Genomic DNA, 14,951 nt, shown 5'->3' with positions numbered 1-14,951 from the left:
CACATTCCGATCCCCGCACACCCCGCCAGGTGTCTCACAAACAGCCTGACAGGATGCGTCGGAGGGTGCTGGATTTGCCGAAAAAGGGTGGGTGTGCGGATCAGTAAAGCGCGCTCGCCAGCTTCCGTCGAGCAGTCACGACGAAGGGCTCCGCCGGGTCGAAGAGCTCGAACAGTTCCAGCAGCCGTGTCCGGGCGCGGGTGCGTTCCTCGCCGTTGGTGACCCGGACGACGTCGATGATCCGGTCGAAGGCCGCCTCGGGCTGTTGGGACAGCAGCAGGACGTCCGCGGCCGCGAGCTGTGCGTCGACGTCGCGCGGGGACGCGGTCTCGACGATGTTCGGGTCGTGGGCCTGCGCGCGCAGGATGAACTCGAGGTTCCGTGCCGCCGACGCCGCCTCGACGTTCTCGGGTTCGGCTTCGGCGACGGCGCGATACGCGGCAAGTGCCCCGTCGAAGTCGCCGTCGTTGAGCTTCTCCTCGGCGGCGATCATGCGCGGATCGGACTGCTCCGGCTCGGGGGCCGCATCCGCGGGTGCGTCCGGGAGCGCGTTGCCGACCTGGGCGAAGATCTCGTCGATCCAGCTGGTGATCTCGGCCTCGGACCGGACGCCGTTGAACGCGGTGACCGGCTGCCCCTGCACGATCGCGACGACCATCGGGATCGACTGCACCCGGAACGCCTGCGCGATACGGGGATTCGCGTCGACGTCGACCTTGGCGAGCACCCAGCGACCGCCGGACTGCGTGGCGAGGCGTTCGAGGACCGGCGATAGCTGCTTGCACGGCCCGCACCATTCGGCCCAGAGATCGACGACGACGAGCTGCTGCATCGACCGGTTGAGGACCTCGGCCTCGAAGGTCTCCTCGGTGACGTCGATGACGCTCGCACCGGATGCCACGGGCGGCGCACCGGGAGGCGGTGTACCGGGTTGGGCACCGTCGGATCGATCGGACTGGGCCGGGTCTCGCTGTGCCTGCGCGCGCTGGGCTTGGGCGCGTTGAGCTTCGGCCCGGTCCTTGATCCCGCCGAGATCGACGGCACCGGTCATGGCCATGGCGGCAGCAGCCTGCTGACGGGCCGCCGCGGCGGCCTGCTGACGATTGGTTGGTCGCGTCACCCCTCTAGTGTGGCACGACCACCCGGGTGCGACGACCGAGGTTCGCTCAGCGCGGACACCGGTCGTTGCGGCGGACGGACGACCCCGGCGAGGCACACGGCGAGCAGAAGCGCGGCCAGTGCCGCGAGCAGGCCGGTGTTCAGAGATGTTCGGCTGCTGATGAACCCGACGACGGCGGGTCCGGCGAGCATTCCGAGGTATCCGCATCCGACCACGATCGAGATCGTCCGGCCACCCGCGGAATCGGTGAGATTTCCCGCAGCGGTGAAGATCTGCGGGATGAGCCCGGCGAGTCCGACACCGAAGACCGCCCAGCCGACGACGGCGAGCGCAGGCACCGGCGAGACGATCGCGATCGCCATGCCGACGATGCCGACGAGTGCGCCGACCCGCACAACGCGGACCGCACCCACCGAGGCGACCACCGGGTCGATGACGAATCGCGAGACCGTCATGGTCGCGCTGAAGGCGCCGAAGGCGATCGCTCCGATCGCCTCACCGGTCCCGTAGCTCTCGACGACGTGCAGGGCGCTCCAGTCGTAGGCGGTGCCCTCGGCGAGCATGAGCCCGAAGGCGACGATCGCGAGCAGGACGAGTCGTCGCCGGTCGATGCCGTCCCACCACGTCGATCCCGACGTCGATCCCGACGAGGTGTTCGTCGACGTCGTCGGCGACTCGTCGCGCCCGGCGAGACCGCGCGCGACCGCGGCGACGACCACCAATCCGGCGACGGCGGCACTCGCGACGGTCGGCACGACCCCGACGTCGGCCCACAGAGTCGCCGCCACCACTCCGGAGCCGAGGAGGCTCCCCGAGGAGAACCATCCGTGGAACGACGACATGATCGGCCGGCGGTAGGCGCGCTCGACGGCCACCGCCTGGGCGTTCATCGACACGTCCAGGCACCCGTTGGCGAAACCGAAGGCCGCGAGGGCGGCGCCGAGAGTGACGGTGTCGACGGCCAGGACCGGGGTGACGATGACCGCCGCGAGCACAACCGCAGCGGCGACGGTGAGCGGCCGGGAACCCCAGCGGTCGATCAGCGGACCGCACACCTGCATGCCCACGAAAGCGGAGCCGCCCAGGAGTAGCAACAGGCCGCCCAGTTCGTCGTGGCCGACGCCGGTGCGGTCGCTGATGACCGGGATGTGCGCCACCCACATGGCGGCGAGAAAGCCGTTGAGGGCGAAGATCGAGGCGACCGCCCGCCGGGATCGGCGAGGTTCGGTCGTCTGGGGCACCTGCACTCAGGCGCCCGAACCCAGGTGGCGTTCCACCCGTTCGACCTTGCCGGTCAGTTCGTCGGTGTGGCCGGGACGGATGTCGGCCTTCAGCACGAGGCCGACGCGCGGCGCATGGGCGGCGACGGCCTCGGCAGCGGCCTTGACCACCGCCATCACCTCGTCCCAGTCGCCCTCGAGATAGGTGAACATCGAGGTGGTCTGGTGCGGGAGTCCAGAGGACCGCACCACCTCCACGGCGGCCGCGACCGCCGCACTCATCCCGCCGTCGGCGTCGACGGCGGTTCCGCCCGAGGGCGTGAGGCTGAATGCGACGATCAATGGATCACGTCCGGATCAGGCGGTCGCCTGCTGGGGTGACCGGCCGGCCGAGAGTTCGGCGAGGTGGCCGTTGCGCTTGGCCCACCACTCGAAGACGATCGTGCCGAAGGGCGGGACGCTCGATGCGAGCGCCAGCAGCGTCACGATGGGGATCCCGATGCGGCGTCCACCCAGGGGCAGCTCCCACTTCACGGCATTCCACTTGAGCTGGAAGGCCGTGATCAGGGCGACGATCACGAAGATCACGAAGACGGCGCCGTGGGTGGCGCCGGGCAGCGCGATGGCCTCGGGGTCGTCGTTGACACGCTTGAGGATCATCCCGACGATCAGCCACGCCCAGGTGATGGCTTCCGCCACGGCGACGAAGCGGAAGCGCTTGGCGGGTGTGGTCAGGTCGAAGAAAGACAGCATGTTCCCCATTGTGCCTGCCGGCGGAGACTTCTACGACAAAGTGTCGTAGAAGTCTCCTTCAGCGGATCTCTCAGGCCTTCGGGACGCGGATGATCAGCGCATCGCCCTGGCCGCCGGCACCACACAGCGCGGCTGCGCCGACGCCGCCACCGCGACGCTGCAGCTCGAGCGCGAGGTGCAGGGTGATACGGGCGCCGGAGGTGCCGATCGGGTGGCCGACGGCGATGGCGCCACCGTTGACGTTGACCTTGTCCGCGTCGACGCCGAGCTGCTGGGTCGAGGCCAGGCCGACCGCGGCGAAGGCTTCGTTGATCTCGATGAGGTCGAGGTCGGTGGGGGCGATGCCCTCGCGGTCGCAGGCCTTGAGGATCGCATTGCCCGGCTGCGCCTGCAGGCTGGAGTCCGGTCCGGCGACGACGCCGTGGGCACCGATCTCGGCGAGCCAGGTCACGCCCAGCTCCTCGGCCTTGGCCTTGCTCATCACCACGACGGCGGCAGCGCCGTCGGAGATCTGCGACGAGTTGCCCGCGGTGATGGTGCCGTCCTTGCGGAACGCCGGTCGCAGGCCCGAGAGCGACTCGGCGGTGGTGTTGGCGCGGATGCCCTCGTCCTCGGCGAACTGGATCGGGTCACCCTTGCGCTGCGGGATGGAGACCGGCACGACCTCGTCGTCGAAGACGCCGTTCTTCCAGGCGGCGGCGGCGAGTTGGTGGCTGCGGGCGGCGAATTCGTCCTGCTGCTCGCGGGTGAAGCCGTCCTTGTCGTTGCCCTGCTCGGTCAGCGCCCCCATCGGCTGATCGGTGAAGGCGTCGTGCAGGCCGTCGAAGGCCAGATGGTCGACGAGTTCGGTGTTGCCGTACTTGAAGCCGCCGCGGCTGCCCGGCAGCAGGTGCGGGGCCTGGGTCATCGACTCCTGGCCACCTGCGACGACGACGTCGAACTCCCCGGCGCGGATCAACTGGTCGGCGAGCGCGATGGCGTCGATACCCGACAGGCACATCTTGTTGATGGTCAGGGTCGGGACGTGCCAGCCGATACCGGCCTTGATCGCAGCCTGACGAGCCGGCATCTGACCCGCCCCCGCGGTCAGCACCTGGCCCATGATGACGTACTGGACCTCCGAGGCCGGGACCCCGGACTTCTCCAGTGCACCCTGGATCGCCACCGCACCGAGGTCGACGCCGCTGAAGTCCTTCAGCGAGCCCAGGAGGCGGCCGAAGGGGGTGCGTGCGCCGGCGACGATGACCGTGGTGTTGTCGGCATTCGGGGACATGAAACGAACCTCCGGGGGGTGTGTTGCAGGGGAGCTACCGAGCGCCCGCTCTGTGCGCTCTTGGGCTCAACGCTACCGTTGTCTCATGTCTTCCCCAGCAACTGACCCCAGCACTCCCGCCGCCGCTCCCCAGGGCGCGACCGCACTGATCTCCGATCTGGTCGTGGCCATCGACCACGTGGGCATCGCGGTTCCCGACCTCGACGCCGCGAAGAAGTGGTACGCGACGCATCTCGGCTTCGAGACGCTGCACCAGGAGACCAACGAAGAGCAGGGTGTCGAGGAGGCCATGGTCGGCCCGGCGGACGGTGGCACGCTGATCCAGTTGCTCGCCCCGCTGAACGAGTCGTCCACCATCGCGAAGTTCATCGACCGCAGCGGCCCCGGCCTGCAGCAGCTGGCGGTGCGCGTGACCGATGTGGACGCCGTCATGGCCCGCCTCACCGAGGCCGGCGTGCGCGTCCTCTACCCCGCCGCCAAGCGGGGCACCGCGAACTCCCGGATCAACTTCGTCCATCCCAAGGATGCGGGCGGCGTCCTGCTCGAGCTCGTCGAGCCGAGCGCCGACGCCGCACACTGAGAACCGACCGCCCGGCCCGAACCGAAAGCCGTTCGGGCGCTTACTGAATTCCTCCCCGTTCACTCCCGGCCGGCATGCCGGGACGAACGCCGGCGCCGGCGCGTGGACGCCCTGTTGGATGTCCACGCACCGCCGCCGGAGGCCGTGTCGCCGAGAACGCCGAGACCGGCACCGAGCCTGAGTCCGACCGCGCTTCAGGGTCCGGCCGTCTCCGATACACTGGCCCGCATGCCAGGTCCCGCACGGCAATTGCCCTTCGCGATCGTGATGCGCGGTTATGACCGTGAGCAGGTCGCCGACCATCTTCAGCGACTCGACGCCGAGCTGCGGGTTCTCGCCGCGGATCGCGACGCCGCCACCGCCAACGCACACGAGCTCGCCGCCCATCTGGAAGAGGCGCGCGAGGAGATCGCCGAACTCCGGCGCGAGATCGACAAACTCTCGGTACCGCCGACCACCGCGCAGGGTATGAGCGAACGTCTCTCGCGCATGCTGCAACTCGCATCCGACGAGGCTTCGGAGATGCGTGCCGAGGCCTCGGCCGAAGCCGCCGAGACGCTGTCGATCGCCCGTCAGGAGGCCGCCGACATGCGATCGGATGCGGCCGCCGAGGCCGAGCGGGTCCGCAGCGAGGCGCAGGCGGCGGCGAAGAAGCTCGTCGACGAGGCCTCTGCGCGCGCCCGACAGGTCAAGGAGACCGCCGCGGCCAACGAGTCCGAGTCGGCGCGTCTCATCGCCGAACGCACCGCGGCGATGGAGGCCGAGCACACCAAGACGATGAAGGCGGCCGCCGACGAGGCCCGCCGCATCGTGGAGAAGGCGAAGTCCGAGGTCGCCGAGCTGGAGGCGATCAGCTCCCGCGAACGCGCCGCCGAACGTGAACGCCACGACGCCGAACTCTCCGACCAGCGCGAACGGGCCCTCGACGAGGCCAATCACATCCGTCAGACGGCACTCGACATCGCCGGCGAACGCCTGAGCCGGTCCCGCGAGATGGCCCACGCGGCCGACCGTGCCCGTCAGGAGATCGCGGCCAACTTGGGTCAGCTCCGCGACAAGCTCGACGAACTGCCCGAGTTGCTGGCGCAGCCGGAGGACTCCGAGTACACCGTGCTCTCCGACACCGACGACCTCGAACTGCTCAATCGCAAGCTGTCGCCGGAAGCCCGCGCCAACGCCTGAGCGGAGCTCAGAAGAGTCGGAACTCCGTGCTCTCCGCACCGCGCAGGGCTTCGTAATCCAGCACGAGGCAACGGATTCCACGATCCTCGGCGAGCGTCCGCGCCTGCGGCTTGATCTGCTGTGCGGCGAAGACGCCGGCCACCGGGGCCAGGGTGGTGTCGCGGTTGAGTAGTTCCAGGTAGCGCGTCAGCTGCTCGACGCCGTCGATCTCGCCGCGGCGTTTGATCTCGACGGCAACGGTTCCGCCCGCGGCGTCGCGGCACAGCAGATCGACAGGCCCGATCGCCGTCATGTACTCGCGGCGGATGAGGGTGTGGCCGGCTCCCAGCGTCTCCACGTGTTCAGCGAGCAGTTCTTGCAGATGCGCCTCGACGCCGTCCTTGACCAGACCCGGGTCGATGCCGAGTTCATGGTTCGAGTCGTGCTCGATCGACGCGATGGTGATCCGCAGTTCCTCACCGGCCTTGTTGGTGACGACCCAATACGCCTCCGCCGCGGTGCCCTCGGGCACGGCGGCCTCGGTGAGCCAGCACGGCGGGCTCATCCAGTTCAGCGGTTTGTAGGCGCGGTCGTCGGCGTGCACGCTCACCGAACCGTCCGACTTGATCAGCAGCAGGCGCTTGGCCAGGGGCAGATGGGCGGTCAACCGCCCGACGTAGTCGACCTGACACTCCGCGATGACGAGACGCACGAGCCCACCCTAGGGCATCGGCCGCGGCGAACTCACGCGCCCGCGCCGCTCACTGATCGTAGTAGTGCTTCAGCATGAAGGTCTCCGCGTCGATGACGGCATCTTCCATCGTCGCGTGCACGTGTGGCAGCGCCGGATCGAAGCCCTTCAGGTCTTCCGGGGCGTCGAGGTCGGGTGCGGTGCCGTCCGCGCGATGGCGGATCACGCTGGCCCGCACCACGCCGTCGGGGTCGACGAGTGCGGCTCGGCGGCCACTGTCGTCGAGTAGCCGCTTGATGCTGAGGACCATCGTCCGCGCGACCGCATCGATGACACCGATCCGCGAGATCTCCACGATGACCACCGTGTAGCGGTCGATGTCGGCCTCGAGGCGGCGCTGCACGCTCTCGGCGCCGGCGAACGTCAGGTCGCCCTGGAGTTCGTAGACACGGATCTTGTCGCGGCAGGTCCGGAGGTAGCTGCGCTCGCGTTCACTCCATTCGGCACTCACCGGGGTGTCGGCCAGGTCGTAGACCGAGCGGATCGTCACCCGGCTCTCGCGGGTCACGTTGAACATGTGCAGACCGAGGTCCTTCGACAGGTGCCGGCACGTCTCGACGCCGCGGACGCTGTTGCCGTGCTCGTCGAGTCGCGGCGAGTACACGCCGATGCCCAGCTGTCCGGGGAGGACTGCGAGGATCCCGCCACCGACGCCGCTCTTGGCCGGCAGTCCGACCGAGGTGACCCAGTCCCCCGCCCCGTCGTACATGCCGCAGGTGGTCATCACGCTGAGCAGACGCTGCGCGATCTCGGAGGAGAAGACCATGCGGCCGGTGCGTGGGTTCAGGCCACCGTTGGCGATGGTTGCGCCGATACCGGCCAGATCCTCGGTGGTCACGCGGATCGAGCACTGCCGGTAGTAGAGGTCGATCGCGGCGTCCGGATCGGTCTCGAGCGCACCGAAGCTGTCGAGCATGTAGGCGATCGCGCGGTTGCGTGACCCCGTGGCCGACTCGGAGGTGTACACCTCGTCGTCCATCGTGAGCTGCCTCCCCGCGCAGCCCGAGTAGAAGTCGAGGATCTCGGCGAACGCCGCCTCGACGTCTACGCGACCCACGTCGCGGGAGGCCGGGAGCAGCATCGACGCCGCGAAGATGGCACCGGCATTGATCATCGGGTTCTTCGGACGGCGGCGATCGTCGACGCTGATCTCATTGAAGGCCTCACCGGACGGTTCGACGCCGATCTTGGCGTCCACCGCGGTCACGCCGTGCCTCCGCAGTGCCATCGCATAGGTCAGCGGCTTCGACACCGACTGGATGGAGAAGGTCTCGGCGGAGTCCCCGTGCGAGTACGTGTATCCGTCATGGACGCACAGAGACAATCCGTATCCCTCGGGGTCGACCACCGCCAGTTCGGGGATGTAGTCGGCGACGCTACCGGACCGGTCGTCGCGGACTTCGTCCATGATGTGACGGAGGTAGCCGTCGACGAGGGATTCCATGGCCCAATCTAAGCGTGTCCTGGGGCGATCGGGTAGCCGACGCGATGGGGAACGCCACGAGGAACTCAACAACGGTGAATAGGGCACGGACGTGACTAGGCTGGGCCCAGTGAGATCGCCCCGAGACAGTTGGGAGCACCGATGAAGCTGCTCGTCGCATACATCGCCACCTCCGGGGGCGAGGACGCGGTGTCGTTGGGTGCGTGCCTGGCACGCACATTCGACGCCGAACTCGAGATCTGCATCGTCATCCCGCCGGAACCGGCCGGTGCCGACGACGCGGTGGAGAGACTCTCCGACGCCCTGGACAGCGCGGCGCGCCGCTGGCTCGACGAGGCGGCCGCACGTCTCCCCGATGACATCGAGACCACGACGACGATCGCCGAGCACGCCAATCCCGCCGAGGGACTCATCATCGAGGCACGACGCACCGCCTCCGACATTCTCGTGATCGGCGGAGCCGGCGGTGGGATCAGGGGCCGCCACACGCTGGGGACGGTCGTCAACGACATCCTGCACGCGTCGCCGATCCCGGTGGCGGTCGCGCCGCCCGGGTTCGCGCATCTGGGCGCCGACGAGGTTCGTGAGATCACCGTGACGATCGGGGACCGGCCGGGAGCTCCGCTGTTGTTCGAGACCGCGATCCGCAGCGGTATCCGGGCGCACCGGCCCATCCGGCTGGTCTCGATTCTCGCGATCGACGACATGCAGCCCTGGCGGAACGTCCCCGAGGACGCCGCGATCGAATCTGCCCGACGACATGCTCAGCGCACTCTCGATGAAGCGAGAAAGCAATTGCCGGAGCATTTCCCGGTGACGTCGACCGTCGCCCAAGGCGCGACGATCGAAGAGGCGATCGGGGCGCTGGAATGGCACGACGGTGATGTGGTGATGGTCGGGTCGAGCCGGCTGGCCGCCCCGAACACGTTGTTCCTGGGCACCACCGCCGCGAAGATCTTCCGAGCGGTATCGGTACCGATGATCGTCGTGCCCAAGGGCTCCGACTGACAGCGCTCCCGAGCTCACTCTTCTGCTGCGCGAGTTCATCGCAAGTCCGTGAAATGCACTGTGGCCCTTCACGATTGGTGTCGTGAAGGGCCACAGTGGAAGTTGTGTTCGGCGGTGTCCTACTCTCCCACACTGATTAAGGTGCAGTACCATTGGCGCTGGAGGGCTTAGCTTCCGGGTTCGGAATGGGGCCGGGCGTTTCCCCTCCGCTATGGCCGCCGTAACAATGTGAAACAACCACAAACCGCTGGTGTTTGTTTGTTCGTGTGTTGTCTCAGAAGATGCATAGTGGATGCGAACACACCAAAACAGAATGTTTTGTGGTGTGTGGGTGTTGTTGGTAAGTCCTCGGCCGATTAGTACCAGTCACCTGAACACATTGCTGTGCGTACAGTTCTGGCCTATCAACCCCATGGTCTGTAGGGGGCCTTAACCCCGCAAAGGGGGTGAGAAACCTCATCTTGGAACAGGCTTCCCGCTTAGATGCTTTCAGCGGTTATCCCTTCCGAACGTAGCTAACCAGCGGTGCCCCTGGCGGGACAACTGGCACACCAGAGGTTCGTCCGTCCCGGTCCTCTCGTACTAGGGACAGGTTTCCTCAAGTTTCTTACGCGCGCGGCGGATAGAGACCGAACTGTCTCACGACGTTCTAAACCCAGCTCGCGTGCCGCTTTAATGGGCGAACAGCCCAACCCTTGGGACCTACTCCAGCCCCAGGATGCGACGAGCCGACATCGAGGTGCCAAACCATCCCGTCGATATGGACTCTTGGGGAAGATCAGCCTGTTATCCCCGGGGTACCTTTTATCCGTTGAGCGACACCGCTTCCACTTGCCGGTGCCGGATCACTAGTCCCGACTTTCGTCCCTGCTCGACATGTACGTCTCACAGTCAAGCTCCCTTGTGCACTTACACTCAACACCTGATTGCCAACCAGGCTGAGGGAACCTTTGGGCGCCTCCGTTACCTTTTAGGAGGCAACCGCCCCAGTTAAACTACCCACCAGGCACTGTCCCTGAACCCGATCAGGGTCCGAGGTTAGAAGTCCAATACGATCAGAGTGGTATTTCAACAACGACTCCATGAACACTGGCGTGCCCACTTCACAGTCTCCCACCTATCCTACACAAACCGAACCGAACACCAATACCAAGCTATAGTGAAGGTCCCGGGGTCTTTTCGTCCTGCCGCGCGTAACGAGCATCTTTACTCGTACTGCAATTTCGCCGAGTCTGTGGTTGAGACAGCAGAGAAGTCGTTACGCCATTCGTGCAGGTCGGAACTTACCCGACAAGGAATTTCGCTACCTTAGGATGGTTATAGTTACCACCGCCGTTTACTGGGGCTTAAATTCTCAGCTTCGCTCCCCGAAAGGAACTAACCGGTCCTCTTAACCTTCCAGCACCGGGCAGGCGTCAGTCCGTATACATCGTCTTACGACTTCGCACGGACCTGTGTTTTTAGTAAACAGTCGCTTCTCTCTGGTCTCTGCGACCCACACCAGCTCAGAGAGTAAATCTCGTCACCAGGATGGGTCCCCCTTCTCCCGAAGTTACGGGGGCATTTTGCCGAGTTCCTTAACCACAGTTCTCTCGATCGCCTTAGTATTCTCTACCTGACCACCTGTGTTGGTTTGGGGTACGGGCCGTGTACCAACTCACTAGAGGCTTTTCTCGGCAGCATAGGATCATGGAATTCACCGCAACGGCTACGCATCACCTCTCAGGCTCTATGTGTTCCGGATTTGCCTAGAACACGCCCTACAGGCTTACACCAGTACAACCACTGACTGGCCCCACTACCTTCCTGCGTCACCCCATCGCTTGCCTACTACCAGCCAAGGTCCCATGCATCACCCCACCCGGCACCCGAAGGTGCTCCTGGGGGATCTGGATGGTTAGTACAACTGATTCAGCATGGGCGCGGATACACGGGTACGGGAATATCAACCCGTTGTCCATCGACTACGCCTGTCGGCCTCGCCTTAGGTCCCGACTCACCCTGGGCGGATTAGCCTGGCCCAGGAACCCTTGGTCATTCGGCGGCAGAGTTTCTCACTCTGCTTTCGCTACTCATGCCTGCATTCTCACTCCCACACCCTCCACCACTAGATCACTCTGTGGCTTCCACGGATGCAGGACGCTCCCCTACCCACCCACACACCTGGTTGATTCTCCGTAGAAAACCAACGGGCTATTGTGTGAGTGCCGCGGCTTCGGCGGTGTACTTGAGCCCCGCTACATTGTCGGCGCAGGATCACTTGACCAGTGAGCTATTACGCACTCTTTCAAGGGTGGCTGCTTCTAAGCCAACCTCCTGGTTGTCTTCGCGACCCCACATCCTTTTCCACTTAGTACACGCTTAGGGCCTTAGCCGGCGATCTGGGCTGTTTCCCTCTCGACTACGAACCTTATCGCCCGCAGTCTCACTGCCACACTCTCACTTACCGGCATTCGGAGTTTGGCTGACGTCAGTAACCCTGTGGGGCCCATCGGCCATCCAGTAGCTCTACCTCCGGTAAGAAACATGTGACGCTGCACCTAAATGCATTTCGGGGAGAACCAGCTATCACGGAGTTTGATTGGCCTTTCACCCCTACCCACAGCTCATCCCCTCCATTTTCAACTGAAGTGGGTTCGGGCCTCCACGACGTCTTACCGTCGCTTCACCCTGGCCATGGGTAGATCACTCCGCTTCGGGTCTAGACCCGGCGACTCAAACGCCCTATTCAGACTCGCTTTCGCTACGGCTACCCCACACGGGTTAACCTCGCCACCGAGCACTAACTCGCAGGCTCATTCTTCAAAAGGCACGCCATCACCCACCCCGAAGGCGCAGGCTCTGACGGATTGTAAGCGTCCGGTTTCAGGTACTATTTCACTCCCCTCCCGGGGTACTTTTCACCTTTCCCTCACGGTACTTGTCCGCTATCGGTCACCAGGAAGTATTCAGGCTTACCGGGTGGTCCCGGCAGATTCACAGCAGATTCCACGAGCCCGCTGCTACTTGGGAGAACATCACGCAAGACCATGTGTTTTCAGCTACCGGACTCTCACCGTCTACGGCAGACCATTCCAGGCCACTTCACCTAACACACGATTTTCTGACTCACGCTTCCACAGGTAGATGGAAGAAGATGAACCCCACAACACCACACACACAACCCCTACCCGGTATCACATGCGCATGGTTTAGCCTCATCCGCTTTCGCTCGCCACTACTCACGGAATCACTTTTGTTTTCTCTTCCTATGGGTACTGAGATGTTTCACTTCCCCACGTTCCCTCCACACCCCCTATACATTCAGAGGTGGGTAACACGACATCACTCGTGCTGGGTTTCCCCATTCGGACACCCTCGGATCACAGCTCGTTTGACAACTCCCCGAGGACTATCGCGGCCTACCACGTCCTTCATCGGCTCCTGGTACCAAGGCATCCACCGAACGCCCTTACACACTTACAACAACACCTACAAACCACCCCCACCACACAACCCGAAAGCTGCACACACAACCCCGAAAGGATCATGCTCGGCGAGGATCGAATGTAGACATCACAAAACATTCTTTCTGCTAAATCACAGACCAACAAAAAATTGTTGATTTGAAATAAAGATGCTCGCATCCACTATGCACTTCTCAAACAACACACACCGACCACCACTCGACCGCTCCCCGCCCCATCACAGGACAGATCAACACAATCTCACAGCAACCAGCTAGGTCAGAGACAACACAAAGCGTGTTCCCTCAGAACCCCGATAGTGTGCGATGAACCCGCCGGCCTCACGACCTGGCAGCAACCCCCAACCTCCACACGTGTGGAAGCGGTGAGCCTGTCTGATGTTTCACCCTCGAACACACACGCGCCGCAGAACATACGCCTGCAGAAACACGTGATGTTGTGTGCTCCTTAGAAAGGAGGTGATCCAGCCGCACCTTCCGGTACGGCTACCTTGTTACGACTTCGTCCCAATCGCCGATCCCACCTTCGACAGCTCCCTCCACAAGGGTTAGGCCACCGGCTTCGGGTGTTACCGACTTTCATGACGTGACGGGCGGTGTGTACAAGGCCCGGGAACGTATTCACCGCAGCGTTGCTGATCTGCGATTACTAGCGACTCCGACTTCATGGGGTCGAGTTGCAGACCCCAATCCGAACTGAGACTGGCTTTAAGGGATTCGCTCCACCTCACGGTATCGCAGCCCTCTGTACCAGCCATTGTAGCATGTGTGAAGCCCTGGACATAAGGGGCATGATGACTTGACGTCATCCCCACCTTCCTCCGAGTTGACCCCGGCAGTCTCCTGCAAGTCCCCGGCATAACCCGCTGGCAATACAGGACAAGGGTTGCGCTCGTTGCGGGACTTAACCCAACATCTCACGACACGAGCTGACGACAGCCATGCACCACCTGTACACCAACCACAAGGGGGGCTATATCTCTACAGCTTTCTGGTGTATGTCAAACCCAGGTAAGGTTCTTCGCGTTGCATCGAATTAATCCACATGCTCCGCCGCTTGTGCGGGCCCCCGTCAATTCCTTTGAGTTTTAGCCTTGCGGCCGTACTCCCCAGGCGGGGTACTTAATGCGTTAGCTACGGCACGGAACTCGTGAAATGAGCCCCACACCTAGTACCCACCGTTTACGGCGTGGACTACCAGGGTATCTAATCCTGTTCGCTACCCACGCTTTCGCTCCTCAGCGTCAGTTACTACCCAGAGACCCGCCTTCGCCACCGGTGTTCCTCCTGATATCTGCGCATTTCACCGCTACACCAGGAATTCCAGTCTCCCCTGTAGTACTCAAGTCTGCCCGTATCGCCTGCACGCCTACAATTGAGTTGCAGAATTTCACAGACGACGCGACAAACCGCCTACGAGCTCTTTACGCCCAGTAATTCCGGACAACGCTCGCACCCTACGTATTACCGCGGCTGCTGGCACGTAGTTGGCCGGTGCTTCTTCTCCAGGTACCGTCACTTGCGCTTCGTCCCTGGTGAAAGAGGTTTACAACCCGAAGGCCGTCATCCCTCACGCGGCGTCGCTGCATCAGGCTTGCGCCCATTGTGCAATATTCCCCACTGCTGCCTCCCGTAGGAGTCTGGGCCGTGTCTCAGTCCCAGTGTGGCCGATCACCCTCTCAGGTCGGCTACCCGTCGTCGCCTTGGTAGGCCATTACCCCACCAACAAGCTGATAGGCCGCGGGCCCATCCTGAACCGCAAAAGCTTTCCACCAAACACCATGCGATGTAAGGTCATATCCGGTATTAGACCCAGTTTCCCAGGCTTATCCCAGAGTCCAGGGCAGATCACCCACGTGTTACTCACCCGTTCGCCACTCGAGTACCCGCAAGCGGGCCTTTCCGTTCGACTTGCATGTGTTAAGCACGCCGCCAGCGTTCGTCCTGAGCCAGGATCAAACTCTCCATGAAAAAATAGCGAAACAAAACCAACACCCAGAAAGTGTCAGCGTTTCAACACAATCAGGAAAGCAAAACCTGACCAATCCAAAACTAGCAAAAACATGTGACACCCAGACGGGGCCGAGCGCCACACACAATAAACATCTACATCCATAAAGAATGCACGATGCCAAAATGGCATCAGACAATTCATCATCACACTATCGAGTTCTC

General features: G+C 63.6%; 10 protein-coding genes and 3 rRNA genes. 3 read left to right on the top strand and 10 right to left on the bottom strand.

The genetic code is table 11. The features are described 5' to 3' along the window. Nucleotides 1-100: 100 nt before the first annotated feature. The 5 genes from GAA2_RS09065 to GAA2_RS09045 form a co-directional block, all read right to left on the bottom strand. Nucleotides 101-1,057 carry a tetratricopeptide repeat protein gene (locus GAA2_RS09065; protein ID WP_191834994.1) on the bottom strand — a complete coding sequence of 319 codons (957 nt, stop codon included), beginning with the start codon at nucleotides 1,055-1,057 and terminating at the stop codon, nucleotides 101-103. Between the two features lie 59 nt (nucleotides 1,058-1,116). Further along, on the bottom strand, nucleotides 1,117-2,367 hold the full coding sequence (locus GAA2_RS09060; protein ID WP_191834900.1) for an MFS transporter: 1,251 nt from the start codon (nucleotides 2,365-2,367) through the stop codon (nucleotides 1,117-1,119). Continuing rightward, on the bottom strand, nucleotides 2,368-2,682 hold the full coding sequence (locus tag GAA2_RS09055; RefSeq protein WP_191834899.1) for an MTH1187 family thiamine-binding protein: 315 nt from the start codon (nucleotides 2,680-2,682) through the stop codon (nucleotides 2,368-2,370). A 15-nt stretch (nucleotides 2,683-2,697) separates the two neighbouring features. Then, complete coding sequence (locus GAA2_RS09050; protein ID WP_024499500.1) at nucleotides 2,698-3,093, bottom strand: DUF3817 domain-containing protein; 396 nt, start codon at nucleotides 3,091-3,093, stop codon at nucleotides 2,698-2,700. Nucleotides 3,094-3,163: 70 nt separating this feature from the next. Next, on the bottom strand, nucleotides 3,164-4,366 hold the full coding sequence (locus tag GAA2_RS09045; protein ID WP_191834898.1) for an acetyl-CoA C-acetyltransferase: 1,203 nt from the start codon (nucleotides 4,364-4,366) through the stop codon (nucleotides 3,164-3,166). 85 nt (nucleotides 4,367-4,451) lie between these two features. Here GAA2_RS09045 and mce point away from each other — a divergent pair, with 85 nt between their 5' ends. Together mce and GAA2_RS09035 are read left to right on the top strand one after the other, a co-directional pair. Next, the gene (mce, locus tag GAA2_RS09040) at nucleotides 4,452-4,946 is read left to right on the top strand and encodes a methylmalonyl-CoA epimerase (protein ID WP_191834897.1); all 495 of its coding nucleotides are present in this window, start codon (nucleotides 4,452-4,454) and stop codon (nucleotides 4,944-4,946) included. 228 nt (nucleotides 4,947-5,174) lie between these two features. Next, nucleotides 5,175-6,128, top strand: coding sequence for a hypothetical protein (locus tag GAA2_RS09035; RefSeq protein ID WP_191834896.1), 954 nt, complete (start codon nucleotides 5,175-5,177; stop codon nucleotides 6,126-6,128). Nucleotides 6,129-6,135: 7 nt separating this feature from the next. On the opposite strand, the gene nucS is transcribed toward GAA2_RS09035, so the two are convergent. Further along, complete coding sequence (nucS, locus tag GAA2_RS09030) at nucleotides 6,136-6,819, bottom strand: endonuclease NucS (protein ID WP_191834895.1); 684 nt, start codon at nucleotides 6,817-6,819, stop codon at nucleotides 6,136-6,138. A 49-nt stretch (nucleotides 6,820-6,868) separates the two neighbouring features. After that, the gene (glsA, locus tag GAA2_RS09025; protein ID WP_191834894.1) at nucleotides 6,869-8,302 is read right to left on the bottom strand and encodes a glutaminase A; all 1,434 of its coding nucleotides are present in this window, start codon (nucleotides 8,300-8,302) and stop codon (nucleotides 6,869-6,871) included. A 141-nt stretch (nucleotides 8,303-8,443) separates the two neighbouring features. Here glsA and GAA2_RS09020 point away from each other — a divergent pair, with 141 nt between their 5' ends. Further along, on the top strand, nucleotides 8,444-9,310 hold the full coding sequence (locus GAA2_RS09020; protein WP_159406293.1) for a universal stress protein: 867 nt from the start codon (nucleotides 8,444-8,446) through the stop codon (nucleotides 9,308-9,310). A 106-nt stretch (nucleotides 9,311-9,416) separates the two neighbouring features. Here the strand turns inward: GAA2_RS09020 and rrf are convergent. From rrf to GAA2_RS09005, 3 genes are all read right to left on the bottom strand, one after another. Then, nucleotides 9,417-9,533: ribosomal RNA gene (gene rrf, locus GAA2_RS09015) — 5S ribosomal RNA — on the bottom strand. 113 nt (nucleotides 9,534-9,646) lie between these two features. After that, a 23S ribosomal RNA gene (locus GAA2_RS09010) occupies nucleotides 9,647-12,775 on the bottom strand. Between the two features lie 453 nt (nucleotides 12,776-13,228). Then, nucleotides 13,229-14,747 (bottom strand): 16S ribosomal RNA (locus GAA2_RS09005). Together the 16S, 23S and 5S rRNA genes form the textbook arrangement of a ribosomal RNA operon. Nucleotides 14,748-14,951: the final 204 nt, after the last annotated feature.

It is taken from the genome of Gordonia ajococcus (assembly GCF_012974285.1).
GTDB lineage: Bacteria > Actinomycetota > Actinomycetes > Mycobacteriales > Mycobacteriaceae > Gordonia > Gordonia amicalis.
Note: the sequence above shows the minus strand (reverse complement) of the source record. Positions and strands in the feature narration are given on the sequence as shown.

Bases quoted from the DNA above. Each gene is read 5' to 3' on its own strand.
- GAA2_RS09020 (WP_159406293.1), top strand. From the start codon at position 8,444: ATGAAGCTGCTCGTCGCATACATCGCCACCTCCGGGGGCGAGGACGCG.
- mce (WP_191834897.1), top strand. From the start codon at position 4,452: ATGTCTTCCCCAGCAACTGACCCCAGCACTCCCGCCGCCGCTCCCCAG.
- GAA2_RS09050 (WP_024499500.1), bottom strand. From the start codon at position 3,093: ATGCTGTCTTTCTTCGACCTGACCACACCCGCCAAGCGCTTCCGCTTC.
- GAA2_RS09065 (WP_191834994.1), bottom strand. From the start codon at position 1,057: ATGGCCATGACCGGTGCCGTCGATCTCGGCGGGATCAAGGACCGGGCC.
- GAA2_RS09035 (WP_191834896.1), top strand. From the start codon at position 5,175: ATGCCAGGTCCCGCACGGCAATTGCCCTTCGCGATCGTGATGCGCGGT.
- GAA2_RS09045 (WP_191834898.1), bottom strand. From the start codon at position 4,366: ATGTCCCCGAATGCCGACAACACCACGGTCATCGTCGCCGGCGCACGC.
- glsA (WP_191834894.1), bottom strand. From the start codon at position 8,302: ATGGAATCCCTCGTCGACGGCTACCTCCGTCACATCATGGACGAAGTC.